Here is a 354-nt window from a genome sequence, read left to right on the forward strand (position 1 = left end):
GTTAAGCCACGTCCACAATGGTACGCGTATTGATATTCAACTTTTGGATCAATACGACAGTCGTTTTCAAAGTGAGTTAATAGGTTACCGGTTTGGCCGCTATCTGATTATTCGGTTTGACGAATTTGTCATTCCACAAAGTATGAATTGCACCGGGTTAATTGCCGTCTGCCGGTTCTTAATCGAAGACAGTCTGGGCGAATGCTTTGCCTTTAAGAGTGAAATCGTCAATACCTTAAGGCGTCCCGATAAACTTTTGTTTATGGCGTTTCCTCGTGAAATTCACCGCCGACCACTGCGAGCCACCAAGCGTCAGAGCTTGAAGATACCTGCCTCTATTTCATTACGTAGTAC

At 44.4% G+C, this 354-nt stretch carries 1 protein-coding gene; it reads left to right on the forward strand.

Annotated features, from left to right (window positions below; genetic code table 11):
* Positions 1–354: flagellar brake domain-containing protein (locus J0A66_RS22180; RefSeq protein ID WP_206576001.1), on the forward strand; the 354-nt coding region annotated here is incomplete at both ends.

Source organism: Bowmanella dokdonensis, assembly GCF_017254865.1.
GTDB classification, from domain to species: domain Bacteria; phylum Pseudomonadota; class Gammaproteobacteria; order Enterobacterales; family Alteromonadaceae; genus Bowmanella; species Bowmanella dokdonensis.